This is a genomic window from Rathayibacter sp. VKM Ac-2801 (assembly GCF_009834245.1).
In the GTDB taxonomy this organism is placed as follows: domain Bacteria; phylum Actinomycetota; class Actinomycetes; order Actinomycetales; family Microbacteriaceae; genus Rathayibacter.
Window position 1 is genome coordinate 1,921,362 of sequence record NZ_CP047183.1, and the last position, 23,571, is coordinate 1,944,932.

Consider the following 23,571-nt stretch of genomic DNA (forward strand, 5'->3'; position numbering starts at 1 on the left):
AGGCCGCCCGCCGCGACGATCGTCGCGAGCGGGCGGCCTCTCGGCGTTCCGGCCGGCGTCAGTAGAGCAGGCCGGTGAGCCGGGCCCGTGCCTTGGTGACGCGCGGGTCGGCCTGGCCGACGATCTCGAAGAGCTCCAGGAGGCGCGCCCGGACGGCGGCCTTCCCGTCGGCGTCGAGGCGCGGGAACATCGAGAGCAGCCGGTCGAAGGCGTCCTCGACGTGTCCCCCGGAGACGTCCAGGTCGGCGACGGCGAGCTGCGCGTCGAGGTTCGACGGCTCGGCCGCGGCGGTCGAGCGGATGTCGTCGAGCGTGCGGCCCTGGAGGCGAGCCAGCAGCCGCACCTGGGCGAGACCGGCGACGGCGAGGTCGTCGCGGGGGTTCTGCGCGATGGCGGTCTCGTACTCGGTGATCGCCGCGGCGTAGTCGCCCCGGTCGATCGCGTCGTAGGCCTCCTGGTGGTGTGGCGGCAGCGGCTCCGGCTCGGGCTCCGCGCCCTCGGCGGGAGCGGCTCCCTCCACGGGCACGGTGCCCGTGACGCCGTTCTGAGCGGCGAGCTGGAGGACCTGGTCGAGCAGGTCGCGCAGCTGCTCCTCGGCGACGAGGCCGCTGAACAGGGGCACCGGGCGGCCGCCGATGATCGCAGCGACCGTCGGCACGGACTGCACCTGGAACGCCTGCGCCAGCTGCGGGCTCGACTCCACGTCGACCCCGACCAGCACGAACGCGCCGGCGTACGAGACGACGACCTTCTCGAGCAGAGCGGTCATGCTCTGGCTCTGGTCCGACCAGGAGCCGCGCAGGTCGACGATCACCGGAACGCGCGAGGAGAGCTGGACCACCTGGTCGAACTCGGCGTCGCCGGCGGTCAGCAGCAGCGGGTTCCCGCCGGGCGCGCCTCCGGGGGCGGCGGGCGCGGCCGGAGAACCGGCGGCGGCGGGCGGGGTGCGGCGGTTCACCAGCGATGAGAGGTCGACGGCGCCGCGGAGGTTTCCGGGCAGGGGCGGGACGGTGCTCACGGCAGCTGCACCACCGAGACGAGTCCCTGGCTCCATCCGAGCATCACGATCTTCTCCTCCGATCCGACGGGCGGTACGTAGAACAGCAGTTGGTAGCCGTAGGTGGTCTCGATGCCGGTCGTCGACTTGTCGGTGCCCAGCAGGGTCTGCGAGGCGCCGGAGGTCGAGACGGTCGAGCCCTCGGCGGTGGGGCGGACGGTCGACGTCTCGGCGATGCTCGCCGCGACGAGGGCCCCCGAGTCGTTCGTCGCGAGCGCGATCGTCGGCGACGTGCCGGCGGCGTTCGAGAACTCGATCGAGGCGGTGTCCGGCAGCGCCTCGCGGTCGGCGTTCTTCTTGTCGACGCCGACCTGGCCCCGGAGGGTGTCGCCGTCGGCCGCGAAGAGCTCGGCGTACTGGCTCGAGTCGCCGTTGGCGAGCACGTCCGCGTACGCGGAGCCGACCGTCTGCGGGGCGAGCTTCATGAGGCGCGAGTCCGGCGCCACGATCGACGTGCCGACGGTGACCGGCGCGACGTCGGGGATCCGCGCGTTGGCCTCGAGCGAGATTGCGTAGTCGACCTTGTAGTCGACCCGCGGGCTCGCCTGGCTCATCATCAGCGCGATCGGGGCCTGGGTGGTGTCCGCCGAGTTCTGCACGACGGCGGTCACCAGGCGCGGCCACGACTCCGTGTCCTGCGGGAGCACCAGGCTCACCGGCGAGGCCGGGATCGTCTGCGGCGGGTCGATCGTCCCGCCCTTGGCGACGACGTCGTAATTGGTGGTGCGCTCGGTCAGCGCCTCGCCCTGGAAGCGCTCGGCGAGGATCCCGGCGTCCCGAGCGGCGTCGGCGCGCGACGCGACGTCGGCGACCTCGGCGACGATGTCCTCCGCCTGCTGCGTGGTGACCACGGGGGTCGGCTCGGCCGAGACCGGCTCGGCGCCCGCGGTCGCCGTGGCGGTCGCCGTCGGCGCCTCGCTCGCGCCCGCAGCGAGATCCGGCCAGTAGTCGGAGCTGCAGCCGGAGAGGAGCACGGTCGTCCCGAGGACGACGGGCAGCACCAGGGCCGCCCGGCGTCGCGAGGGCGCCGGCGACGCCGTGGAGGCCTGGATGCCGGCGCGCGGCCGGGGGCGGCGGGCGCCGCGCGGGATCCGGCCCTGCGGTCCCTTCCGGCGCGGGCCGTGCTGGCGGCGCAGGTGGACGAAGGCCCAGATGTACAGGACGAGGCCGAGCAGGAGGAACACGGCGCCGCCGAGCAGCAGCGGGCCGGCGAGGGGCGTCGCCGTGTCCACGGGCCAGCTGACGCGCACGGAGTCGGCTGCCGGCGCGGTGCCGTCGCTCGCGATGAGGATGGAGACGTCCTCCGGGACGTCGAGCGCCAGGGTCACGCTGCCGCTGCCCTCGAACTGCTCGAGCCAGAGGTCGGAGCCGCGCGGGTCGACGACGGCCGCGTCGGCGGTCTCGACGTCGGAGGAGAGCTGGACGCGCTCCCCCGTCTCCTCCGCGGAGGTGAGGGTGTCGTCGGCGCGTTCGTACCCGATGGCGTCGTAGCTCGAGCCGCCCACCCAGCCCAGCACGTCGGAGGTCGGGGCGTAGGCGACGACGAGGTCGCCGCTGCCCTCGACCGTGATCGTCTGGCGGCCCGGGTTGGCGCCCAGGGTGCTGCCTCCGATCACCGCGTAGGGAGCGGAGGAGTCGAGCGCGGTCTCGGCGGTGAGGGACTCCGGAGGAGCCCAGACCGTCCGCTGACCGATGCCGAGCACGATCATCGCGGCAGCGATGACGGTGGCGATGATGGCGAAGACGAACCGCACGAAAGAACTCCTCCTGCGTTGCCGGATCGGGGTGACGGCCGGGGCCGGCTCGGGGTACGCAGCCGGACCGGGGCGCGACGGCAACAGACAAAGACAGTCCACGATAGCCGATGCCCTCGCTCCGATGCCCGGGAGAAGCCGAGAGTGCGGCCCGACCGGCGCGCGGTGCGGGTGTCGCCCCGGCCGCGGCCTCCGCGCTGAATACACTTTCCGAGTGCCGCGAGCCCCACCGCGGTCCTGCTCTGAAGGAGACGACGTGGCGAACGACGAGGCCGAATTCACCCAGGTGTTCCGTGGCTACGACCGGGACGAGGTCGACAAGGCCGTCCAGGGCCTGCGCCGCGAGCTCATCCACTCGAACACCCAGGCGGCCGAGAGCGGCCGCGAGGTGAAGCGCCTCTCCTCCCGGATCGAGGGCCTCGAGAAGGAGCTGCAGCAGGTCGGCACCCCCACCTACGCCGGCCTGGGCGCCAAGCTCGAGCACACCCTGCGCGTGGCCGAGGAGCAGTCCGAGCGGATCATCGCGCAGGCCGAGAACGACGCCTCCGCTCTCCGCCGCTCCACGCGCGACGACGGCGACCGCATCGTCCAGGAGGCGCGCGACGAGGCCGAGCGCCTGGTGACCGAGGCGCGCCGCCGTGCGGACCGGACCCGCGACGAGTCCGAGGCGCAGGCCGCGGCGACGCTCGGCAAGGCCGCCGACGACCGCGACGTGATGACCCAGGACGCCGTCCGCGAGGCCGCCGCGATCCGCGGCACCGTGGCGACCGAGGCCGCCGAGACCCGCGCGACCGCGAAGCGCGAGGCCGCGGCGATCCGCTCCGAGGCCGAGCGCGAGGCCGCGGAGATGCGCGCCGTCGCCGCCCGCGAGATCGAGGTCGCCCGGGCCGAGGCAGCCCGCCTCGCCCAGGCCAACGAGCTCCTGCGGGCCGAGGTCGCCTCCGAGGTCGACCGGCTCCGCGCGGCCGTCGAGGCCGAGGTCGCCCAGGCGCGCTCGGCGGTCGAGGCCGAGGTGCTCTCGACTCGCGCCGCGCTCGACGCCGAGGTCGCCGCCGTCCGCGCCGAGGGAGCGCGCGAGATCGCCGACCAGCGCACCCGGCTCACCCAGGAGCGCGCCGAGGCCGTCGCCGTGCTCGACGCCGAGCTGGCGGGCCTGCGCGCCGCGTCCGCCGACGAGGCTGCAGCGCTCTCGCGCGAGGTCGAGCAGGCCCGCATCGACCTGGTGGTCGAGCTCGCCGCGCGCCGCGAGGAGGCCGACCGCGACGACCTGCTCCGCCACCAGGAGGCCGTCGCGCAGACCCAGCGCTACCTCGACGAGTCGAACCTGCAGCTCGCCGACGCGATCCGGCGCGCGAACGACAAGCGCCTCGAGGCGGACGCCCTCCGCAGCGACGCCCTCGACGACACGACGCGGCTGCGCCGGAAGGCCCAGGACGACTCCGACGCCCTCCTCGACGACGCTCGCGACCAGGCGCAGAAGCTCGTCGCGGACGCGGAGCGCCGCAGCCGCGAGCTGATGGACACCGCCGAGCGTCGCCTCGACGAGATCCGCACCGAGCGCGACGCGATCGCCGGCTACGTGTCCGGACTGCGCGGTCTCATCGGCCACATCGACGGACTCGCGGACGACAGCGACAGCGACGACTCCGACTCCGACGGCAGCGACTCCGACGGCGGCTCGTCCGGCCGCTAGGCGGTCGCCGCGCGGGCGGGCTCAGCCGAGCTCGCCCGCCCACTCCGTCGGCAGCGGGGACGAGGCGGGCGCGACGACGCGCACGATCTCGTCGAGGACCCGGCGGGTCTGCGCCTCGCCGACCCAGAGGTGCTTCCCGCCCTCCACGGCGACGAGGTCCAGCTGCGGCACGCTCGCGAAGCGCTCGGCGGCCGCCTCCGGCCGCAGGTAGTCGTCGAACTCCGGGACGAGCGCCACGAGCGGACGGCCGTCCTCGCCCCAGGCGGCGACCTCCTCCGCGCTCGTGCGGTGCAGCGGCGGCGAGAGCAGGATCGCTCCCTCGACCGGGTGCTCCCTCCCCCACTTCAGCGCGAGCTCGGTGCCGAAGGACCAGCCGACCAGCCAGGGGTGCGGCAGTCCGCGCTCCGCGACGAGCGCCAGGGCGGCGGCGACGTCGGCGCGCTCGTCGGTGCCGTGCCCGAACGCGCCCCCGCTCGTGCCCCGCGGCGACGCGGTGCCGCGGGTGTTGAAGCGGAGGACGGCCAGATCGGCGAGCGCGGGCAGCCGGGCGGCCGCCTTCCGCAGGATGTGCGAGTCCATGAAGCCGCCGTGGGTGGGCAGCGGATGCAGGGTCACCAGCGTCGCGACCGGCTCGCGCTCCAGGGGCAGCGCGAGCTCCCCGACGAGGGTCAGCCCGTCGGACGTGTGCAGCTCGACGTCCTCGCGGCGGGCGGGGAGGACGACGCCTCCGCGGATCTCGTGGCTCATCGTGCTCCTCGGATTCTCCAGCAGTGCGTGTGCCAGTGGCGGCGGCCGGCCAGGTCGGCCGCGTCACCGAGTGCGCCGTCGGCGCGCCAGGTGACCAGGTGCGCCTGGCCGATGTCGATGGTGAGCCCGCAGCCCGGGCAGAGGTAGTTCTTCACGGCCCGTGCGGCGGAGACGGGCTGGACGTTCCACTCCCGGCCCGCGTGGGACTCGGTGCGCCGGAAGCCGGCGAGCATCTGCGAGAGATCGCGCTGCTCGTCGTCGTCGTCACGGCGGCTGCCCCGGGGTCTGTTGCTGCGCGGCATCCCCCCAGTCTAGGAGGCCGCCGCCGGGCTCCTCCCGTCAGTGGGAGCTGTCGTCCATCTCGAGCCGGGTCTCCTCGGCGTCGAGCATCAGCTGCGCCCGCCGCAGCGTCCGCGAGGCGTAGACGCCGCGCCCTCGGGCGTCCAGCAGCGCCTCCCGCTCGGCGAGCAGCACCGCTCGGCGCAGCCGCAGGTACTGCGCGTGCGGGCCGAGAGGGGCGTCCTCCGCGCGGCCGACCTGCTCCCAGGCCACCTGGGAGCGGGTCAGAGTGTCGCGGCGCACGCGCTCGAGGACGCGCTCGCCCGCCTCGCCGTCGGGCAGCTCCGCCACCGCCTCGGGGAGGGCCTGGATGCCCGTGGCCGCCACCTCGTCGAGCAGGGTCGCGAGCTCGCGGCGGTCGGCCTCGCCGTCGGTGCCCTGGATGCCGGTGAGCCGGATCAGCGCGGGGAGCGTGGCACCCTGCAGGAGCAGGGTCACGACGGCGACGGTGAAGGCGATCAGGATCAGCTGGGAGCGGTAGGGAGTCTCGTCCGGCAGCGACTGGGCCGCGGCGAGCGTGACCACGCCGCGCATCCCGGACCAGGACAGGACGACTCCGCCTCGCCAGCCGAACGCCTCGCTCGTGGTCGCGGCCAGATCGGTCTCGCGCCGGAGGTAGAGCCGCTCCGCTCGCACCTGCCGCCGCCGGAAGCGCTCATCGCTGGTGGCGCTGTTGCGCAGCCGCATCACGCCCACCGCCAGCCGCCGGTTGATCCGCTCCGCCCGCCGACCGGAGCTGCGCAGCCACAGGAGCAGCGGCCACACGAAGAGCGTCCGCAGCACGATCAGGATGACCACCGTCGCCAGCCCCAGCAGCACCGCGGTGCCCACTCCGAACTCACCCGGGTCCACGACCCCCGAGACGATCGCCTTGATCTCGGCGCCCATCAGCAGGAAGACGCCGTTCTCGAGCAGGAACTGCGCTGTCCGCCAGTTGACCCGCTCGCTGATCCGCGACTGCGGCGAGAGGAAGCGCGCGCTGTTGTGGCCGGTGTAGATGCCGGTGACGACGACCGCGAGGACGCCCGACGCCCCCAGCTCCTCGGCCGGGATGTAGGCGAGGAAGGGCACAGCGAAGGAGACGGCGGTGTCCAGCACCGGGTCGCGCAGCTTCGAGCGGACGAAGACGGTGAGGAACCCCATAACGAGTCCGAGGGCGATCGCCATCAGGACGGAGTAGACGAAGAGGACGCCCACCTCGCCCACGTCGATCGCGTCGGTCGTGACGGAGGCGCCCACCACGGCGGCCGCGGCCGTCGCGGCCCGCAGCAGCACCAGCGCCGACGCGTCGTTCACGAGGCTCTCGCCCTCGAGCACCGTCACCAGGCGGGGCGGGAGTCCGAGCTTCTTGCCGATCGAGGTCGCGGCCACCGCGTCGGTCGGGCTCACGACGGCGCCCAGGGCGATCGCCGCGGGCAGGCTCAGATCGGGGAACACGAGGTAGAGGAAGCCGCCGACCACGAGGGCGGTCACGACGACCAGCAACACCGAGAGCCCGAAGATCGAGCGCAGGTTCCGCCGGAAATCGGTGAGCGGCACCTGGATCGCCGCCGAGTAGAGCAGCGGCGGCAGCACGCCTGCGAGGATCAGCTCCGGCTCGACCTCGATGTCCGGGACCCCGGGGAGGTAGGACGCGCCGATCCCGATGACGACCAGGAGCAGCGGCGCGGCGATCCCGAGGCGGCTCGAGAACCGCGCGACGGTGACGACCGTGATGATCCCGACGACCCCGAGCAGCGCGTAATCCACGGCACCAGGGTAGCGAGAGGCTCAGCCCGCCGGACGCGGTGCCGAGCCGAGGGGACCGATCAGTACCAGCCGACCGACTCCGAGTGGGCCCAGGCACCGCAGGGCGAGCCGTAGCGGCCGGAGATGTAGCCGAGGCCCCAGGTGATCTGGGTGCTCGCGTTGGTCGCCCAGTCGGCGCCGGCCGTGGCCATTTTGCTGCCGGGGAGCGCTTGCGGGATGCCGTACGCGCCGCTGGACTTGTTCTCGGCGTACACGTTCCAGCCGGATTCACGGTTCCAGAGCAGGACGAGGCAGTCGTACTCGCTGTCGGCCCAGCCGCGCTGCACGATCATGTCGTACGCGATGGCCTTCGCGGATCCGGGATCCGGAGCGGCGGCGCGCTGGACGGGAGCGGCGGTCTCGGCCTCGGCGGAGCCCGACTCCTCCTCGTCGGCGGTCGCGGAGGCGGTCTGCGTCTCGGTGGGGGTGGGCGTCGGGGTCGGAGTGGGCGTCGGCTTCGCCTCGGCGCCGAACGAGTCGCGCTGGACGGTCCGCTCGACGGCGTCCGCGACGACCAGCCGCTGTGCGGAGTCGCCGTTGAAGCGTGCCGGGGCCTGGTAGTAGGGAGACGCGACCGCACCGCTGGACGGATCGACGACGTTCACCATGGCGAACGCGATCGAGGCCGTGAACGCCAGCACCGTCACCGGGATCCGAGCCCAGGAGCGCCGCACCGGGGTCTGGTGCGGGACCGCCGGGCGACCGCTGGTGCGGTTCGCGGGCGTGCGGGCGACGGAGGTCTGAGGATGCTGAGCCACGATTACGAAAGCATAACGGACGATGACCTGATCGGCCAGCAGATCCGGCTCCGGTCAGCGGACCGCCAGCATCACGTCGACGACCGTGTCGAGCAGCAGGTCGACCTGCGCCTCGGCGTACCCGCCGCGCTGCGGGGCGAAGGAGACGGTCCGGACGTCGTCGACGGTCAGCACCGATCCGTCGCGGAAGTAGCCCGAGATCCTGTCGGCGAAGGCGTCGACCTGGCGGATGTTGTAGCCCGTCGTGAGAGCGCCGGCCCGGGTGAACCGCTCGCGGGGCGCACGGGCCAGCCGGTTCACGATCTCCTGCGCGGTCGCCCGCGCGTCCGCGAGCCACGCCTCCTCGCCCCGGGCCGCGATCGCGTACTGGCGCTCCCGCAGGGCGAAGGCGTCCTCGAGGCGCTCGAGCGCCGCATCGACGTGGGGCGCTGAGTAGCCGCCCTTGCGCAGGGTGAAGGCGGTGTGCCGCAGGTCGGCGGCGAGCAGGTCCGCCGGCCCCCCGGAGAGCTGCGAATAAGCCTCGCGCGCCGACGCGAGGAAGGAGTCGACCTCGGCCGTGTCGTAGCCGGGACGGGACTCGCGGGCTCGGGGGAAGGGAGCGGTCATCCCGACATCATGCCAAGCCGCGCGCCGGGAGCGGAATCGGCACGCCCCGCGGAGGCGCCCGCTCAGTGGGCGAAGAGGAAGTACAGCACGTAGGCCGCTGCGGCCGACGGCAGGATCGAGTCCAACCGGTCGAGGACTCCCCCGTGGCCCGGCAGCCAGGAGCTCATGTCCTTGATGCCGATGTCGCGCTTGATCAGCGACTCGGCGAGGTCGCCGAGCGTCGCGGTCAGCAGCACCACGGCCCCGAACACCGCGCCGACCCACCAGGGCTGGCCCAGCATGAGCAGAGCGAGCACGACGCCGACGACGATCCCCGCGACGGCGGCACCGGCGAAGCCCTCCCAGGTCTTCTTCGGGCTGATCCGCGGCGCCATCGGATGCTTGCCCCAGGTGAGTCCGCTCACGTAGGCGCCGGTGTCGACGACGATCACGAGCACCAGGAACGCGAACGCCCAGAGCTGGCCGCCGGGCTCGGCGACGAGGCGGATCGCGAAGGCGCCGAGGAAGGTCGTGTAGCCCTGGACGAACGCGCCGAGGCCGATGTCGAGGACGAGGTCCCGTCGGCTGGAGGCCGTGCGCCGGAAGAGCTGCTCGCCCAGGCGCCAGAGGCCGATGAGGACGGATCCGCCGAGGACCGTGGCCCACGCGGCCCCGAGTCCGCCATAGTAGGCGGCCGGCACGGCGACCACCGCGGCGATCCCGGTCGGGACGCGCGGGATGTCGCGACCAGCGTGGCGCAACGCGTTCGAGAGCTCCAGCGCCGCGAGCAGCACCACCACCCCGGCGAGCACCATGAAGAGCTCCTTGACCAGCAGCAGGCTGACGACCATCGCGCCGCCGCCGAGGAGGCCGATCGCGGTCGCGGAGACGAGGTTCCGGCCGGAGCGGGCGGTCAGGCGATCGTTCGTCGCCTCGAGCTGCGCGCGGGTCGCCTCGAGCTGGCGCTCGACGTCGGCACGGCCCTGCTGGGCGCGCGCACGCAGCGCGTCGCGGGTGACCATCCGGGATCCCCGGGCACCCGGGACGTGCGGAGACGGTCTCTTCTCGCCGCCCTCGGGTCCTTCGGGGATCTCGGGCACCGCTACACCTCGAGCAGTTCGGATTCCTTGCGCTTGAGCGCCTCGTCGATCGCGTCGACGTGCTGCTTCGTGAGCGCCTCGAGCTCCTTCTCGCCGCGGGCGAGCTCGTCGTCTCCGATGTCGCCCTTCAGCGCGTCGAGGTCGTCCTTGCCCTTGCGGCGGATGTTGCGCACCGCGATCTTGGCGTCCTCGGCCTTGGTGCGGACGATCTTGACGAACTCCTTGCGGCGCTCGGCGGTGAGCTCCGGCAGGGTCACGCGGATGATCGTGCCGTCGTTGGTCGGGTTGGCGCCGAGGTTCGGCATGTCCCGGATGGCCTGCTCGATGTCGCGCAGCGAGCCCTTGTCGTAGGGCGTCAGGACGAGCGTCCGGGCCTCCTGGTTCTGCATCGAGGCGAGCTGCGACAGCGGCGTCGGAGTGCCGTAGTAGCTCACCAGCACTTTCTGGAACATGCCGGGGTTCGCGCGTCCGGTGCGGACCGTGGAGAAGTCCTCCTTGGCGACCTCGACGGCCTTGCCCATCTTGGTCTTCGCGTCGGCCAGTACATCCGAGATCACAGGGAGCTCCTTAAGAGAGGGAAGTGGTCAGTCTAGTTCGAGACGAGCGTGCCGAGCTCGGCGCCGCGGATGGCCTTCGCGACGTTGCCCGAGGGCTCCATCCCGAAGACCTGCATCGGCATACCGTTGTCCATGCAGAGGCTGAATGCGGTGGAGTCGACCACCTTGAGGCCCCGCTGGAGCGCCTCCTGGTAGGTCAGCGCGTCGAGCTTCTTCGCGTCGGGATTCGTCCGCGGGTCGGCGTCGTACACGCCGTCCACGCCGTTCTTGGCGACGAGGACGACGTCGGCGTGCGTCTCGAGCGCACGCTGCGCGGCGACCGTGTCGGTCGAGAAGTACGGGAGTCCGGCGCCGGCGCCGAAGATGACGACGCGGCCCTTCTCCATGTGCCGGATCGCCCGGCGGGGGATGTAGGGCTCCGCGACCTGCGTCATCGCGATCGCGGACTGCACGCGCGTCTCGGCGCCCGCCTGCTCGAGGAAGTCCTGGAGGGCGAGTGCGTTCATCACCGTGCCCAGCATGCCCATGTAGTCGGCCCGGCCGCGGTCCATGCCGCGCTGCGAGAGCTCGGCTCCGCGGAAGAAGTTGCCGCCGCCGACGACCACCGAGATCTCCACCTCGGTGGCGGCATCGGCGATCTCGCGCGCGAGGGCGCTGATCACGTCCGGGTTCACGCCGAGCGTGCCGGCTCCGAACGCCTCCCCCGACAGCTTCAGAAGCACCCTGCGGCGCTTGCCCGTCGTCATCGCATCCGTCTCCGTCATGGACGTTTCCTCCCGTAGACCCGTACAAACCTATCCCGCGCGGAGCGGGCCCCGCGACCACGCCCGGGGCCGCCCCGGGCAGAGCGAAGGGAGCCCGGGTCGACTGAACGACCCGGACTCCCTCCTGCAGTGCTGTTAGGCGCCGACCTTGAAGCGGGCGAAGCCCGACACGGTCAGGCCCGCGTCGCTCAGGACCTTGCTGACGGACAGCTTGTTGTCCTTCGCGTAGTCCTGGTCGAGCAGGGCGACCTGCTTGAAGTACGCGTTCACGCGTCCCTCGATGATCTTCGGCAGGGCGGCCTCGGGCTTGCCCTCGCCGCGCGAGATCTCCTCGACGATGCGGCGCTCGTTGTCGACCTCGGACTGCGGCACGTCCTCGCGCGAGAGGTAGGACGGGTTCGCGAACGAGATGTGCTGGGCGACGGAGCGCGCGGTCTCGGCGTCCTCGCCCGCGTAGCCGACGACCACGCCGACCTGCGGGGGCAGGTCCTTGTTCGTCTTGTGGAGGTAGATCGCGAAGTGCTCGCCCGAGACGGAGGCCACGCGGCGCAGCTCCACCTTCTCGCCGAGGATCGCGGCCTCGTCGTCGATGAGGCCGGCGACGGTCTTGCCGTCGGCGGGGGCCGCGAGGGCCTCCTCGACCGTGGTGGAGCCGGCGGCGACGACCGCGGCGAGCACGGCGTCGGCGAGGGCGATGAACTTCGTGCCCTTGGCGACGAAGTCGGTCTCGCAGGCGAGCTCGATCATCGTGGCGACGCCGTCCTTCTCGGCGGCGGCGACGAGGCCCTCGCTCGTGGAGCGGTCGGCGCGCTTCGCGTTGCCCTTGGCGCCCTTGAGGCGGAGGATCTCGACCGCCTTGTCCAGGTCGCCGTCGGCCTCGACGAGCGCGTTCTTCGTGTCGACCATGCCGGTACCGAGCTGCTCGCGCAGCGTCTTGACGTCAGCGAGGCTGAAATTTGCCATGTTCTCGGAACTCCTCTTGGTTCGGAAACCCTGTGGCGCCGTCTCTCGCGGCGGCGGGCTCACGGGAGGAGCCCAGCACGCCGAGGTGACGGCGGTTCTTACTCGTGGTGAACGTGCACCGACCGAGCGGGGGCCGGACGACCGCGGGTGCGGCGTCCGACCCCCGTCACGGAACGGGGTGTCAGGCGGTGGCGGTCTCGTCGGTCGAGGTCGCGGCGACGTCGGCCTCAGGGGCCTCCTCCGCGGCGGGGGTCTCGGCCTCGACGACGGCCTCGTCGGCGGTCTCGGCCTCGGCGTCGGCGACCTTCTCGGTCTCCGCGCCGGCCTGCTCGTTCGGCTCCTGCACGTCGGCGGCGGGCGCACCGGTGGAGAGCAGCTCCTGCTCCCACTCGGCCAGCGGCTCGACGGCGGAGACGTTGCCCTCGGCCTCGGGCTTCTGGTGGCGCTGGATGAGGCCCTCGGCCGCGGCGTCGGCGACGATGCGGGTGAGCAGGCTCACCGAGCGGATCGCGTCGTCGTTGCCCGGGATCGGGTACTGGACCTCGTCCGGGTCGCAGTTCGTGTCGAGGATCCCGATGACCGGGATGCCCAGCTTCTTGGCCTCGTCGATCGCGAGGTGCTCCTTCTTGGTGTCGACGACCCAGAGGGCCGACGGCGTCTTCGAGAGGTTGCGGATGCCGCCGAGCGACTTGTGCAGCTTGTCGAGCTCGCGCTTCTTGATGAGGAGCTCCTTCTTGGTGAAGCCGCTCTTCGACGTGTCGTCGAAGTCGAGCTCCTCCAGCTCCTTCATGCGGGCGAGGCGCTTCGAGACCGTCTGGAAGTTGGTCAGGAGGCCGCCGAGCCAGCGCTGGTTGACGTAGGGCTGGCCGACGCGGGTGGCCTGCTCCGAGATCGCGTTCTGCGCCTGCTTCTTGGTGCCGACGAAGAGGATGGTGCCGCCGTGGGCGACCGTCTCCTTGACGAAGTCGTAGGTCTTGTCGATGTACGCCAGCGACTGCTGGAGGTCGATGATGTAGCTGCCCGAGCGCTCGGTCAGGATGAAGCGCTTCATCTTCGGGTTCCAGCGACGGGTCTGGTGCCCGAAGTGGACGCCGCTGTCGAGCAGCTGGCGCATGGTGACGACTGCCATGAGTCGTTCTCCTTGTCTCGGGGCCCGGGCGCACGACGGCGCCGAACTCCCGTTCGGTTGTCTGCGACGGCCGGTCGGCACGTCGCCCTGGCGCCCGGCGCACTCCCGCCCCGGCCGCGTGAGCGGAGAGGGACCGTGGGGAGCGGAGGCCGAATGGGCGCGCGTAGTCACCCCGACGAGCGAGGTGCTCCGTGGAGTCTAGCACCAGGACGGCCGCCTCCCCCGCTGCTGCAGGAGGGCGGCCGTCGGGGCTCGGGAGGCCGGTGCTACTTGCGCGCCGACTTCATCACGGTGCGGATGTGCAGCGTGTCCATCTCCTCCAGCGACCGGCCCTTCGTCTCGGGGACGAACATGAACACGAAGACGAACGAGAGAGCCGCGAACGTCGCGTACAGGCCGTAGGCCAGGGTCAGCGAGACGTCCTGCGAGAGGATCGGGAACGTCACCGTGATGGCGAAGTTGGCGATCCACTGGGCGGAGGCGGCCAGGCCGAGCGCGGCCGCGCGGATCCGGTTCGGGAAGATCTCGCCGAGGAGGACCCACACCAGCGGCCCCCAGGTCGCGCCGAAGAAGACGACGAACGCGTTCGCCGAGACGAGGGCGATCGGGCCCCAGGCACCGGGCAGCGAGACGTCCTCGCCGCTGATCGTCGACTGGCTGAAGGCGATCGCCATCAGCGCGAGGGAGATCGCCATGCCGGCGGAGCCGACCAGCAGCAGCGGCTTCCGGCCGACCTTGTCGACCAGGAAGATCGCCACGAAGGTGACGACGACGTTCACGACCGAGGTGAAGACCGAGATCGCGAAGGAGTTCGACTCGTCGAATCCGACCGCGCTCCAGAGCGAGGTGGAGTAGTAGAAGATCACGTTGATGCCCACGAACTGCTGGAACACCGACAGCAGGATGCCGACCCAGACCACCGGGAGCAGGCCGAGCGCAGGGCCGCGCAGGCTGGAGCGCTGAGCGTTCTCGGCGTCCTCGTCGATCTTCTTCTGGATGTCCGCGAGCGCCTCGTCGACCTCGTCGCGCGGAGTGACCGTCGCGAGCACTGCTCGGGCGTCCTCCGACCGGCCGCGGGTCGCGAGGTAGCGGGGCGACTCCGGCAGGGTCAGCGCCAGGAGGCCGTAGATCACCGCGGGAACGGCGCACGCGATGAACATCCACCGCCAGGCGGCGACGCCGAACCAGAAGGGCTCGGAGGCACCGTCGGCACTGGTCGCGATGAGGGTGTCCGAGAGCAGGGCGGCGAAGATGCCGAGCGTGATCGCCAGCTGCTGCAGCGACGCGAGGGCGCCGCGGATGGCCTTCGGCGCGATCTCCGAGATGTAGGTCGGAGCGATCACGGAGGCGATGCCGATGCCGAGGCCGCCGACGACGCGCCAGAGCACGAGGTCCCAGACCGCGAATGCCGCACCGGCGCCGATGGAGGAGATGAAGAAGAGCCCGGCGCCGAGCAGCATCACCTTGATCCGGCCCCAGCGGTCGGCCAGGCGGCCTGCGAGGTACGCGCCGAGCGCGCAGCCGAGCAGGGCGGAGGCGACGGCGAAGCCGATCAGGGCGGCCGAGAGCTGGAACTCGCCCTGCACCGCCTCCACGGCGCCGTTCACCACCGACGAGTCGAAGCCGAAGAGGAAGCCGCCGACCGCCGCCGCGATCGCGAGGCCGATCACCTTCCTCTTCAGCTTCGCCGCCGAGGGGTTCGGGATGTCCGCTCTCCCGCTGGTCGTGTCAGATCGTCCGCTGGTCATGGTCGTCTCCGATTCTCGCCGCCGGTGGGGCGGGGTGCCGCTCCCGAGCCGGATCACCGGCACGTTACTCCTCGCCGTGGTATCGCTGGGACGGGTTGCGCTCCGCCCCGGCCGAATGCCCTCCCTCCACAGCCGGGCTCATCGCGCTCCTCTCCCCTGATCCGCTCGGCCGGCGTGCGCCCGTGGACCGGTGCCGCGAGGGTGGCCGGATGATCCACTCCTCTCTTCTGCGCCCGGGCGTGTTCGCCCTCGCCGCTCTGCTCGTCGGGGCGCCTCTCGGCGCCTCGACTCCCGGTGCCCCGTCTCCCGGCCGGTCCGACCCGCGGTGGACGTCGCCTGTCGCGGGCTTCTCCGTCGTGGAGCCGTGGGGCGCGCCGGCCCACCGCTACGCCCCCGGGCACCGCGGGATCGACCTCGCGGCCCTGGCCGGGCAGACGGTGGTCGCCGTCGCGTCGGGGACGGTCTCCTTCTCGGGCAGAGTGGTCGACCGGTCCGTGGTGAGCATCGTGCACGCCGACGGGCTGGTGTCGACGGTCGAGCCGGTCGACGGATCGGTGACCGCGGGGCAGGTCCTCGACGCGGGGCAGCCGGTCGGAGTGGTCGGAGGAGGGGGCCACTGCGACGGGCGGTGCGTGCACCTCGGCGTTCGCGAGGGCGGAGACTACGTGTCGCCGATGCGGTTCTTCGGCGGGATCCCCCGGGCGGTGCTGCTGCCGATGGACGAGGCGGCGCAGGGTGCGGAGGGCGCGGCGGCCGCGTCCGGTGTCTCGCGGACCCGGTCAGGCGCGGGGGTGGGCGAGGCGGTAGGCGTCGCGGATGCGCTCGGTCGAGACGTGCGTGTAGATCTGCGTGGTGCCCAGGCTCGCGTGACCCAGCAGCTCCTGCACGGCGCGGAGGTCGGCTCCCCCGTCGAGCAGGTGGGTCGCCGCGGTGTGGCGGAGGGTGTGCGGGCCGGAGGGCCCGGAGCCCTGGCCGCCGTCGAGCAGCCTGGCCACGACGCCGTAGACCGTGCGCGGGGTGAGCCGCGCCCCCCGTCGGCCGAGCAGGAGCGCGCGGCTGCCGTCGCCGGTGGCGAGGGCGGGGCGGGCGCGGTCGAGGTAGGCGACGAGCGCCTCCTTCGCGGGGACGCCGAACGGGACGACCCGCTGCTTCGCGCCCTTGCCGGTGACGAGCACGGTGAGCCGGCCGAGGTCGACGTCTCCCACGTCGACCGCGACCAGCTCCGAGACGCGGATGCCCGAGGCGTAGAGCAGCTCGACGATCGCGAGGTCCCGCAGCGCCACCGGGTCCTCCGTCGCGCCGCGCGCCGCGACCGCGTCCAGCACCTGCTCCGCCTGCGGGTGCGTCAGGACCCGCGGCAGAGTCCGTCCTGACTTGGGCGTCTTGAGGCGTGCAGCGACGTCGAGGGGAAGCCTTTCGGTCCGCTGCGCCCAGGACGAGAAGGAGCGGACGGCGGCGGTACGCCGGGCGAGCGTCGCACGGGCGATCCCCGACTCCGACTCGCGCCAGAGCCAGTCGCGCAGCAGCTCGAGGTCGAGCTTGGCGGTGAGGAGCCGTTCCTTCTCCTCCGCGTGGGCGACGAGGCGCGCGAGGTCGGAGCGGTAGCCCTTCGCCGTGGCGGGCGAGAGCGAGCGCTCGTCGAGGACGTAGCGGAGGAAGTGCTCGACCGAGTCGGCGAGCGTCTCGCTGCTCATGATCCGTCCGGCATCCGCGACCAGAGGTCGATGCGCCCCTGCTCGTCGAGCCCCTCGAGCCGCTCGATCAGGTCCGTGCCGAACCGCGTCGCGATGGGGGCCGGCGCCGTCGGCACGAACGAGGCGGCCACCGTCTCCGGGTGGACGTGGACGAGCGAGAGGCTCTGCGCCCCATCGATGCCGGCCAGCTCCCGCTCGGGCGCCCCGAGGTCCATCGTGTAGCTGGTGGCGCCGGCGACGAGCACGGGCACGTCGGCGAAGGCCGCCGCGGTGGGGTAGTGCAGGTGCCCGCCGAGGATCGCGCGGACGTCGGTGCCGCGCACCACCTCCTCGAGCCGGTCGATGCCCCGCAGCTCGAGCACGGTCATCGCGCCGAGCGGTGTGGGCAGCGGAGGGTGGTGCAGGGCGAGGATGGTCCCGAGCGGCGCCGGTGCGGCGAGCTCCTCCTTCAGCCAGGCCAGCTGGGCCTCGGTGAGATCGCCGTGGTGGAAGCCGGGCACCGCGCTGTCGAGCGCGATGAGCCGGAGCCCGCCGAGGTCGACGACCTGGTCCACGGGTCCTGCGCCCGCCGGGTCCTGGTCGAGGAGCACCCGCCGGAAGGCTCCGCGCTCGTCGTGGTTGCCCATCACCCAGACGATCGGGCAGCCGAACCGCTCTGCAATCGGGTCGAGCTGCTCCCGAACGCGCCGGTAGGCGTCCTCCTCGCCGCGGTCCGCGACGTCCCCGGTGACGACGATCGCGTCCAGGCGTCCGCCGCGCTCGGTCAGCCGGCCGACCGCCTGCGCGAGACGGGCGACCGTGTCGACCTTCCCGTAGAGCGGAGCACCGCCGGCCAGCAGGTGCGTGTCGCTGAGATGCGCGATGACCCTGTCGGCCGCGCGGAAGTACCCGAGCTGCGGGCGCTCCCCGCCGTGTCCTGCTGCCGTGGCGTCCATGCCGCTCCCCTCGCCGATGCCCCTTCAGCGTAGGGCGGACCGCCGACAGCGCCGCGGCGGCGGGGCCGCTCTACGCTCGTGGGATGGATCTGGACTCGCAACTCGCCGCTCTGATGGTGCGCGATCGGACGTCGCTGGAGGAGCTGCTCACTGCGCACGCATCCGGGCTCTACGCCTGGTGGGATCCTTTCGGAGCCCTCGATGGACGGTGGCCTGAAGGCTTCCCCGTCGTCGGACAAGACGTGCCGCTCTACGTCGGCATCGCGAGAACCAGCCTCGCCGTCCGTGGTGGACAGATGCACCTCAAGAAGACCAGGATGTCGACCCTCCGCCGGTCGCTGGTCGGGCTCCTGCTCGACGAGCTCGACCTCTCCTCGTACATCCTCCCCTCGGGTGGGACGAAGTTCGGACTACGGCCGGACGGTGAGAGCGTCCTGATCGATTGGATGGTGGAGCATCTTCGGGTGTCCTCCGTCGCCGTCCCGCATCCCGGCGAGCACGAGCGCGCAATCGTCAGCCGCCTGCATCCACCGCTCAACGACGTCTTCGCTCATGACGGTCCCTACGGGTCGGCGATGCGCGCCGTCCGCGCCACGGCCCTCGCGCGCATCAGTGCCGCGCCTCGCGCCTGAAGACGGCGTGGTGCTACTGGACGGATCGCGGTCGACCGGACCTACCGGGCGCCGGTCGCGCGCCACCGGCCGTCGTCCCTCCGCTCGACGAGTCCTTCGGAGAGCAGTACTCCGAGGAGCGCTGACGCAGCGGTCGCTCCGAGGCCGCAGGCCTCACTGACCGCCGCTGCCTCCGAAGGTCCCCGATTGCGGAGAAGATCGAGGACCCGGGTCTGCTCCTCCGAGAGCGCCGTGCTCGGCTCGTCGGCGTCGCCCACACCGACCAGTTCGAGTACGTCCGGCGGCGAGGTGACGCAGGTCGCCGCGTACTCGCGCAGGAGGCGGTGGCAGCCGGCGGAGGAGGCGCTGGTCACCGGGCCCGGGACCGCGCCGAGGGGGCGGCCCAGGGCGGCGGCGTGGCCGGCGGTGTTGAGGGAGCCGGAGCGGGCGCCGGCCTCGACCACGACACTGGCGGACGTGGAGGCGGCGATGAGGCGGTTGCGCTGCAGGAAGCGCCAGCGGGTGGGGGTGGTGCCGGGCGGTACCTCCGTCGCGACGGCGCAGCCGGGGGTGGCGATGATCCGGTGGAGGAGGTCGGCGTGGGCCGTGGGATAGAGGCGGTCCGCTCCCCCGGCGAGGAAAGCGACGGTGCGGCCTCCCGAGCCGAGGGCGGCGCGGTGGGCGACCGCGTCGATCCCGAAGGCGCCGCCCGAGACGACGGAGACGCCTCGCGACGCGACGCCCGCGGCGAGTTCGGCGGCGACGTGCTCGCCGTAGCCGGTCGCAGCGCGTGCGCCGACGAGGGCGAGGCGGTGCGGCGGAGCGAAGGCGGCGGGATCACCGCGCAGCCAGAGCAGAAGGGGTGCGTGCGGCCCGAGGTCGTCCAGCGACTCGGGCCACTCGGGAGCCCCGGGAAGCAGCAGCCGGGCGCCGAGGCGCTCGGCGATCTCGAGACGGCGGAACAGGAGCCTGCGATCCAGGCGCGGACGCCATCGGGCCAGCCCCGACTGCAGGGCGGCGACCTCGGAGTCGAGGGGCGCGCGCGCCGGGTCGCCCTCCTCGGAGGGAGCGCGATGCGGGGGCGCGAGGATCTCCTCCGCGGAGCACGAGGACACGACGTGAGCGAAGGCCGCCGCCGCACCGAATCGCTCGACGAGGAGAGCTGCGACGGAGTCGCCGGGCTCGGTCAGCGAGTTCCAGCCGCACCGAGCGGCAGCGTCGATGAGCGCGCGCCGAGCACGGTCGGACTCGTCCGCCGGCTCACCGCCGGCAGCTGGACACGGTTCGGCTGCAGTGCGAGGCAGCAGTCGGCGGACGGCGCCGAGCTCCGCGGCGTCGAAGAGGGAATCGGGCAGGATCATGCGGCACCTCCTCGGAGGACGAGTGCGCGCGAGAGATGAGCTGCGGTCGGCCGGTCGGCCCCGTCGAGGTCCGCGAGCGTCCAGGCCAGGCGCAGGACCCGGTCGTAGCCGCGCATGGTCACAAGCCCGCGCTCGAGGGCACGGTCGAGCGTGCGGGACTCGGCACTGGTCGGGCGCACCGCGTCCGAGCGCAGCCAGGCGCCGGAGACCTCCGAGTTGAGCGTCCACGGAGTGGAGGAGAGGCGGGCAGCGGCCAGGGACCGCGCCGTGGCGACACGGGCGCGGGCCTGCGCGGTCGTCACGCCGGACGAGTCGCGGCGAGCGGCCAGCTGAGCCGCGCTGATCCGGCGGACCGTCAGGCGGATGTCGACGCGGTCGAGCAGCGGGCCGCTGAGCCGCGCGAGGTATCTGCGGCGTACCGCAGGAGCGCAGGTGCAGGTCTCTCCCGGGATTCCGAATCGGCCGCACGGGCACGGGTTCGCCGCGAGGACGAGCTGCACCCGCGCGGGGAACTCGGCGACGGCGTTCGCGCGGTGGATGCGGATCACTCCGGATTCGAGCGGCTGGCGGAGCGCGTCCAGGGCCACGGACGAGAACTCGGGGGCCTCGTCGAGGAACAGCACTCCCCGGGTGGCGCGGGCGACCGCGCCGGGGCGGATGCGGCCGCTGCCTCCGCCGACGATCGCTGCGGACGAGGCGGAGTGGTGCGGACTCTCGAACGGCGGCCTGCGCACCAACGCGCCACCCGTCGGCGCTCCGACGAGTGAGCGCATGCACGTGGCCTCGAGCGCTGCACCGTCGTCGAGATCGGGGAGGATGCCCGGCAGGCGCGAGGCGAGCATCGTCTTCCCGGCGCCGGGAGGCCCGAGCAGGAACACGTGGTGCCCGCCCGCCGCCGCGACGATCATCGCCTCGGCCGCCTCCTCGTTCCCCACCACGTCGGACAGGTCGAGGCGGGCCTCCGGCTCGGACACGGCCGAAGGTGACGGCGCGGCCTCCGGGAGTACCGGCACCTCCCACTCCGCTCCGTGCCAGACCGCGGCCGCCGCCAGCGAGGAGACCGCGATCACCTCGACGCCGTCGACCAGCTCCGCCTCGAGCCGGTCCTCGACGGGGACCATGACATGGCGCCTGCCCTCGCGGGCGGCCGCGAGCACCGCGGGCAGCACGCCCGGGACGGATCGGAGCCGGCCGTCCAGCCCGAGCTCCCCGATGTGGACGACCGCGGCGACCGACTCCGCATCGACCTCGCGGAGCGACGCGAGCGCGGCCAGCCCGATCGCGAGGTCGAAGGCGGAGCCGTGCTTGGGCATCGCCGCCGGCGAGAGGTTCACGGTGATCTTGTACTCGGCGATGGTGCTGCCGGAGTTGATCGCCGCCGAGCGCACCCGCTCCTTCGCCTGCGCGAGCGCCGCGTCGGGCAGCCCGATGATCACCATGCCGGGCGTGCCGTCGGCCGAGTGCGCCTCCACCCCGACCACGGCCCCCGCGAAGCCGACGAGACCGACGGCGGACGTCCTCCCCAGGCCCATCACGCCACCGCCCGCAGGTGCCGGATCTGCGACGGGACTCCCCCGGGTGCGACGATGCCGACCGCGTCGATCCGCAGGTGGCGGGAGCGCTCGTGGTGCTCGTCGGCCCAGGCGTAGGCGAGCCGGCGCAGACGCTGCGCCTTGGCCCGGGTGATGGCCTCGACCGGCAGGCCGAAGCGCGTCGACGAGCGCGTCTTCACCTCCACCACGACCAGTGCCGACCCGTCGCGGGCCACGATGTCGAGCTCGCCCTCTCGGACCCGCCAGTTGCGGTCGAGGATCTCGAATCCGCTGTCTCTCAGGTGCGCCGCCGCGATCTCCTCGCCGCGCCGCCCCAGTTCGTCCTTGTCCATGCGTCCTCCTGCCGGAAGCGTGCCGGAGCGGCGAGGAGCGCTGGACGGCCGGGAGGCTGATCCGGGGAGAGGAGGGCTGAGGAGGCGGGTGTGGAGGGATGTCGGAGCGGGGTCTCGGTACGCCGCCGAGGGCGGCTACTCGACCAGCAGGGTTCTTCGGCTCGTCCAGTGAGGAGCGGGCGATGCAGAAGACGAACGGCGCCCTACTCGTCGAGTGCGAGCTCCTTGGGGAGCTCGAACTCCTTGCGGGAGAGCTCCTCGACGTTGACGTCCTTGAAGGTCAGCACGCGCACCGACTTCACGAAGCGGTCGGAGCGGTAGACGTCCCAGACCCAGACGTCGCGCATGGTCAGCTCGAAGTAGAAGTCGTGCTCGGTGTCGCGGCGGACCAGGTCGACCTCGTTTGCCAGGTAGAACCGGCGCTCGGTCTCGACGACGTACGAGAACTGCGAGACGACGTCGCGGTACTCCCGGTACAGTGCCAGCTCGACCTCGCGGTCGTAGTCCTCGAATTCGTCCTCATCCATTGTTGGACAATCCTACGCCGCGCCGACGGGCCCGAGCGCCGGGAGCGGCTCCTCGACGCTCTCCCGCGACTTCGACAGCCAGGTCACCCGATGCAGCGGGGACGGGCCGACGCGCTCGATCCCCGCCCAGTGCGCAGCGCTGCCGTAGCCCTTGTTGCTGTCCCAGGCGTAGTCGGCGAAGTCGTCGTGGTGGCGCACCATCTGGCCGTCCCGGCCCACCTTGGCGAGCACGGAGGCGGCGGAGACGGCGGCGCAGTCGCGGTCGGCCTTCACGCGGGTGACGATGGTCAGCTCGGCCGCCCACTCGCCCAGCGCGGGCGTCAGCCAGTCGTGGGCGCCGTCGAGGAGGACGACGGCGGTGGCGAGGTCGACGCCCTGGTCGGCGAGGCGCTCGATGCCCCTCGAGGCCGCGCGGCCGAGGCCGGCGATGATCCCCGTCTCATCGATCTCGTCCGCCGAGGACTCGCCGATCGCCCAGGCCGAGACCCACTTCGCCACTCCCGGCAGCAGCGCCTCGCGGCGGGCGGGGGCGAGCATCTTGGAGTCGCGGAGCCCCTCGGGGAAGCGCCCGCAGCGGCTGCCGATCGACACGACACCGACCGAGACCGGGCCGGCGATCGCGCCGCGGCCGACCTCGTCGCAGCCGATGACCGTCTCGTAGCCCTGCCGGAAGAGGCGCCGCTCCTGCGTCAGCGTCGGCTCGGCGACGACCACCTAGCCCTGCCCGCTCTGCGCGTCGTCCGAGCCCTCCTCGGAGGCCTCGGTGTCGACTCCGCGGAACACCGACGGGTAGTCGTCGAGCCACGCCCACTGCTGGACGGGCCAGGTGACGAGGATCGCGCGGCCCACGACGTTGTCGATCGGCACGAAGCCGCCGCCCGGCTTGTCGGTGTTGTAGCGGGAGTCGGCGGAGTTGTAGCGGTTGTCGCCCATCACCCAGAGCGAGCCCTCGGGCACCACGACGTCGAAGGGGGTGGCCGAGACGGCCTGCACCCCGTCCGGCAGCTTCACGTAGGGCTCGTCGATCGGGTTGCCGTTGATCTCGACCTGGCCGAGCGGAGTGCAGCAGGTCACGTGGTCGCCGGGCAGGCCGATGACGCGCTTGATCAGGTGATCGTTGCTGTCGGGAGCGGTGAGGCCGACGAGCGCGAGGGCCGAGTCGACCGCGGCCTGGAACGGCGGCACGGAGGGCTCGGAGCTCGGCGAGAGCCATCCGCCGGGATCGCGGAAGACGACGACGTCGCCGCGCGAGATCGGCACGACTCCCGGCACGAGCTCGTTCACGAGGATCCGGTCGTTCTCGACGAGGGTCTGCTCCATCGAGGAGGACGGGATGTAGAACGAGCGGATCAGGAAGGTCTTCACGAGGAAGGAGACGAGCACTGCGACCACGAAGATGATCAGCACGTCGCGGAGGAACAGCAGGACTCCCCGGCGCCTGCGCGGGCGCTTCTCGGACGGATCCGCCGAGTGGCGGGCGTGATCCTCGCCTCCGGGGAGGCGGACCGGGGCCGTGCTGTCTGTCATCGCTCGCCGTCGCCCCTACTGTGCATCACCGGGTGGACTCCCCGGACGG

The 23,571-nt window shown here is 72.5% G+C and carries 23 protein-coding genes and 1 pseudogene; 3 read left to right on the forward strand and 21 right to left on the reverse strand.

Annotated elements, in window-relative coordinates:
* Nucleotides 1-58 precede the first annotated feature (58 nt).
* Both GSU45_RS08820 and GSU45_RS08825 read right to left on the reverse strand, forming a co-directional pair.
* On the reverse strand, nt 59-1,018 hold the full coding sequence (locus tag GSU45_RS08820) for a tetratricopeptide repeat protein (RefSeq protein WP_159914301.1): 960 nt from the start codon (nt 1,016-1,018) through the stop codon (nt 59-61).
* Entirely contained in the window at nt 1,015-2,811 is a 1,797-nt protein-coding gene (locus GSU45_RS08825) for a hypothetical protein (protein WP_159914303.1), read from the reverse strand. Before GSU45_RS08825 ends, GSU45_RS08820 begins: the two co-directional genes overlap by 4 nt.
* Nucleotides 2,812-3,067: 256 nt before the next feature.
* Here GSU45_RS08825 and GSU45_RS08830 point away from each other — a divergent pair, with 256 nt between their 5' ends.
* Nucleotides 3,068-4,504 (forward strand): DivIVA domain-containing protein, encoded by a 1,437-nt coding sequence (locus GSU45_RS08830; protein ID WP_159914305.1) that lies wholly within the window; start codon nt 3,068-3,070, stop codon nt 4,502-4,504.
* Between the two features lie 21 nt (nt 4,505-4,525).
* On the opposite strand, the gene GSU45_RS08835 is transcribed toward GSU45_RS08830, so the two are convergent.
* The 11 genes from GSU45_RS08835 to GSU45_RS08885 all read right to left on the reverse strand — a co-directional run bounded on the left by GSU45_RS08835 (nt 4,526) and on the right by GSU45_RS08885 (nt 14,982).
* A complete protein-coding gene (locus GSU45_RS08835; RefSeq protein ID WP_159914307.1) occupies nt 4,526-5,251 on the reverse strand; it encodes an alpha/beta fold hydrolase in 726 nt (241 codons plus the stop codon).
* Nucleotides 5,248-5,553 (reverse strand): hypothetical protein, encoded by a 306-nt coding sequence (locus GSU45_RS08840; protein WP_208543419.1) that lies wholly within the window; start codon nt 5,551-5,553, stop codon nt 5,248-5,250. Before GSU45_RS08840 ends, GSU45_RS08835 begins: the two co-directional genes overlap by 4 nt.
* Before the next feature lie 37 nt (nt 5,554-5,590).
* The gene (locus tag GSU45_RS08845; protein WP_159914309.1) at nt 5,591-7,339 is read right to left on the reverse strand and encodes a sodium:proton antiporter; all 1,749 of its coding nucleotides are present in this window, start codon (nt 7,337-7,339) and stop codon (nt 5,591-5,593) included.
* Between the two features lie 59 nt (nt 7,340-7,398).
* Complete coding sequence (locus GSU45_RS08850; protein WP_244248070.1) at nt 7,399-8,136, reverse strand: lytic transglycosylase domain-containing protein; 738 nt, start codon at nt 8,134-8,136, stop codon at nt 7,399-7,401.
* A 54-nt stretch (nt 8,137-8,190) separates the two neighbouring features.
* Complete coding sequence (locus GSU45_RS08855; protein WP_159914311.1) at nt 8,191-8,742, reverse strand: DivIVA domain-containing protein; 552 nt, start codon at nt 8,740-8,742, stop codon at nt 8,191-8,193.
* Between the two features lie 62 nt (nt 8,743-8,804).
* On the reverse strand, nt 8,805-9,743 hold the full coding sequence (locus tag GSU45_RS08860) for a phosphatidate cytidylyltransferase (RefSeq protein ID WP_159914313.1): 939 nt from the start codon (nt 9,741-9,743) through the stop codon (nt 8,805-8,807).
* 80 nt (nt 9,744-9,823) lie between these two features.
* Complete coding sequence (gene frr, locus GSU45_RS08865) at nt 9,824-10,378, reverse strand: ribosome recycling factor (protein ID WP_104232499.1); 555 nt, start codon at nt 10,376-10,378, stop codon at nt 9,824-9,826.
* Between the two features lie 32 nt (nt 10,379-10,410).
* Nucleotides 10,411-11,142, reverse strand: a complete 732-nt coding sequence (gene pyrH / locus GSU45_RS08870; RefSeq protein ID WP_104223894.1) for a UMP kinase — start codon at nt 11,140-11,142, stop codon at nt 10,411-10,413.
* Between the two features lie 135 nt (nt 11,143-11,277).
* Nucleotides 11,278-12,105 (reverse strand): translation elongation factor Ts, encoded by an 828-nt coding sequence (gene tsf / locus GSU45_RS08875; RefSeq protein WP_159914315.1) that lies wholly within the window; start codon nt 12,103-12,105, stop codon nt 11,278-11,280.
* A gap of 181 nt (nt 12,106-12,286) precedes the next feature.
* Nucleotides 12,287-13,234, reverse strand: coding sequence for a 30S ribosomal protein S2 (gene rpsB, locus GSU45_RS08880; protein WP_104272925.1), 948 nt, complete (start codon nt 13,232-13,234; stop codon nt 12,287-12,289).
* A gap of 266 nt (nt 13,235-13,500) precedes the next feature.
* Nucleotides 13,501-14,982 (reverse strand): sugar porter family MFS transporter, encoded by a 1,482-nt coding sequence (locus GSU45_RS08885; protein WP_159914317.1) that lies wholly within the window; start codon nt 14,980-14,982, stop codon nt 13,501-13,503.
* Between the two features lie 209 nt (nt 14,983-15,191).
* On the opposite strand from GSU45_RS08885, the pseudogene GSU45_RS08890 reads away from it, so the two are divergent.
* Nucleotides 15,192-15,644, forward strand: a pseudogene (locus GSU45_RS08890) (peptidoglycan DD-metalloendopeptidase family protein); the annotation flags it as partial.
* Nucleotides 15,645-15,761: 117 nt separating this feature from the next.
* Here GSU45_RS08890 and GSU45_RS08895 read toward each other — a convergent pair.
* Both GSU45_RS08895 and GSU45_RS08900 read right to left on the reverse strand, forming a co-directional pair.
* Entirely contained in the window at nt 15,762-16,676 is a 915-nt protein-coding gene (locus GSU45_RS08895) for a tyrosine recombinase XerC (protein ID WP_159914319.1), read from the reverse strand.
* Nucleotides 16,673-17,611 (reverse strand): phosphodiesterase, encoded by a 939-nt coding sequence (locus GSU45_RS08900; protein WP_159914321.1) that lies wholly within the window; start codon nt 17,609-17,611, stop codon nt 16,673-16,675. The genes GSU45_RS08895 and GSU45_RS08900 overlap by 4 nt, the downstream gene beginning before the upstream one ends.
* Before the next feature lie 83 nt (nt 17,612-17,694).
* On the opposite strand from GSU45_RS08900, the gene GSU45_RS08905 reads away from it, so the two are divergent.
* Nucleotides 17,695-18,243: a GIY-YIG nuclease family protein gene (locus GSU45_RS08905; RefSeq protein WP_159914323.1), complete on the forward strand. Its 549-nt coding sequence runs from the start codon at nt 17,695-17,697 to the stop codon at nt 18,241-18,243.
* A gap of 41 nt (nt 18,244-18,284) precedes the next feature.
* Here GSU45_RS08905 and dprA read toward each other — a convergent pair whose 3' ends face one another.
* The 6 genes from dprA to lepB all read right to left on the reverse strand — a co-directional run bounded on the left by dprA (nt 18,285) and on the right by lepB (nt 23,522).
* Entirely contained in the window at nt 18,285-19,583 is a 1,299-nt protein-coding gene (gene dprA / locus GSU45_RS08910; RefSeq protein WP_159914325.1) for a DNA-processing protein DprA, read from the reverse strand.
* Nucleotides 19,580-21,115 (reverse strand): YifB family Mg chelatase-like AAA ATPase, encoded by a 1,536-nt coding sequence (locus GSU45_RS08915; protein ID WP_159914327.1) that lies wholly within the window; start codon nt 21,113-21,115, stop codon nt 19,580-19,582. The genes dprA and GSU45_RS08915 overlap by 4 nt, the downstream gene beginning before the upstream one ends.
* A complete protein-coding gene (locus GSU45_RS08920; protein WP_104280503.1) occupies nt 21,115-21,468 on the reverse strand; it encodes a YraN family protein in 354 nt (117 codons plus the stop codon). Before GSU45_RS08920 ends, GSU45_RS08915 begins: the two co-directional genes overlap by 1 nt.
* Nucleotides 21,469-21,671: 203 nt before the next feature.
* Nucleotides 21,672-21,995, reverse strand: a complete 324-nt coding sequence (locus GSU45_RS08925; protein ID WP_055792576.1) for a DUF2469 domain-containing protein — start codon at nt 21,993-21,995, stop codon at nt 21,672-21,674.
* Nucleotides 21,996-22,007: 12 nt separating this feature from the next.
* Nucleotides 22,008-22,709, reverse strand: coding sequence for a ribonuclease HII (locus tag GSU45_RS08930; RefSeq protein WP_159914329.1), 702 nt, complete (start codon nt 22,707-22,709; stop codon nt 22,008-22,010).
* On the reverse strand, nt 22,710-23,522 hold the full coding sequence (gene lepB / locus GSU45_RS08935; protein WP_159914331.1) for a signal peptidase I: 813 nt from the start codon (nt 23,520-23,522) through the stop codon (nt 22,710-22,712).
* Nucleotides 23,523-23,571 lie beyond the last annotated feature (49 nt).

Excerpts from the sequence above, each read along its gene's own strand:
- GSU45_RS08835 (WP_159914307.1), bottom strand. The coding sequence starts at position 5,251 with ATGAGCCACGAGATCCGCGGAGGCGTCGTCCTCCCCGCCCGCCGCGAG.
- GSU45_RS08885 (WP_159914317.1), bottom strand. The coding sequence starts at position 14,982 with ATGACCAGCGGACGATCTGACACGACCAGCGGGAGAGCGGACATCCCG.
- rpsB (WP_104272925.1), bottom strand. The coding sequence starts at position 13,234 with ATGGCAGTCGTCACCATGCGCCAGCTGCTCGACAGCGGCGTCCACTTC.
- GSU45_RS08895 (WP_159914319.1), bottom strand. The coding sequence starts at position 16,676 with ATGAGCAGCGAGACGCTCGCCGACTCGGTCGAGCACTTCCTCCGCTAC.
- GSU45_RS08920 (WP_104280503.1), bottom strand. The coding sequence starts at position 21,468 with ATGGACAAGGACGAACTGGGGCGGCGCGGCGAGGAGATCGCGGCGGCG.
- GSU45_RS08840 (WP_208543419.1), bottom strand. The coding sequence starts at position 5,553 with ATGCCGCGCAGCAACAGACCCCGGGGCAGCCGCCGTGACGACGACGAC.
- GSU45_RS08900 (WP_159914321.1), bottom strand. The coding sequence starts at position 17,611 with ATGGACGCCACGGCAGCAGGACACGGCGGGGAGCGCCCGCAGCTCGGG.
- lepB (WP_159914331.1), bottom strand. The coding sequence starts at position 23,522 with ATGACAGACAGCACGGCCCCGGTCCGCCTCCCCGGAGGCGAGGATCAC.
- GSU45_RS08915 (WP_159914327.1), bottom strand. The coding sequence starts at position 21,115 with ATGGGCCTGGGGAGGACGTCCGCCGTCGGTCTCGTCGGCTTCGCGGGG.
- tsf (WP_159914315.1), bottom strand. The coding sequence starts at position 12,105 with ATGGCAAATTTCAGCCTCGCTGACGTCAAGACGCTGCGCGAGCAGCTC.
- GSU45_RS08905 (WP_159914323.1), top strand. The coding sequence starts at position 17,695 with ATGGATCTGGACTCGCAACTCGCCGCTCTGATGGTGCGCGATCGGACG.
- GSU45_RS08860 (WP_159914313.1), bottom strand. The coding sequence starts at position 9,743 with ATGGTCACCCGCGACGCGCTGCGTGCGCGCGCCCAGCAGGGCCGTGCC.
- dprA (WP_159914325.1), bottom strand. The coding sequence starts at position 19,583 with ATGATCCTGCCCGATTCCCTCTTCGACGCCGCGGAGCTCGGCGCCGTC.
- GSU45_RS08855 (WP_159914311.1), bottom strand. The coding sequence starts at position 8,742 with ATGACCGCTCCCTTCCCCCGAGCCCGCGAGTCCCGTCCCGGCTACGAC.
- GSU45_RS08925 (WP_055792576.1), bottom strand. The coding sequence starts at position 21,995 with ATGGATGAGGACGAATTCGAGGACTACGACCGCGAGGTCGAGCTGGCA.
- pyrH (WP_104223894.1), bottom strand. The coding sequence starts at position 11,142 with ATGACGGAGACGGATGCGATGACGACGGGCAAGCGCCGCAGGGTGCTT.